The sequence below is a fragment of the Emticicia sp. 17c genome, assembly GCF_037153985.1.
Classification (GTDB): domain Bacteria; phylum Bacteroidota; class Bacteroidia; order Cytophagales; family Spirosomataceae; genus Emticicia.
The window spans coordinates 1-552 of record NZ_JBBAYI010000073.1 but is presented as its reverse complement, the minus strand read 5'-3'; the positions used below and the strand labels follow the sequence as shown (position 1 = coordinate 552).

The 552-nt window shown below is 47.8% G+C and carries 1 protein-coding gene; it reads right to left on the bottom strand.

Annotation, left to right across the window (positions count from 1 at the left end; all coding sequences use genetic code 11):
• A partial coding sequence (locus tag WAA15_RS24540; RefSeq protein ID WP_337045487.1) for an FG-GAP-like repeat-containing protein occupies window positions 1-552 on the bottom strand: 552 nt, incomplete at both ends.

Here is a 552-nt window from a genome sequence, read left to right as displayed (position 1 = left end):
CTAGGCTGAAATGACCTTTGCCATCGTTTACATAAAAACGGTCTTGCAAGGAGGACGACGTTGCCGTAAACTCGTAGCTGCCACTCACGATGTATAAATCAAGGTCTTGGTCGCCGTCTGCATCAAAAAGCAAAACACCCATATCTTCGCTGGATTTCTTGAAACCATCTTCGCCCGACAGTAAGTCGCTCACCAAAAACTTGCCACTTGGCTGTTGCAACAGAAACTTGCCTTTGTGCTGGTTGGAACCGCCTATGAAAACATCTTCCAGACCATCGCCGTTTACATCTCCGACTGCCAATGCTGGCCCATATTGTGACAACTTGTGGGGCAACAGTTTCTGCACATTGAAGTCGATGTAGTCTTCTTCTTCGTGTTTGTAGCCCACCTGAAGTTCGTCGCTTATGTCGCTGAAAAGCAATGGGGCCATATGGGTAGGGCTTGAAGGAGCAAGAACGGTGGCTTCGCTTTCTTTAAAGGTTAGTACCTGATTGGCCTTCACTCCTTTCAGCACCTGACTCTTGCCGCTTTGCCAGATGATTTTTACCTGAG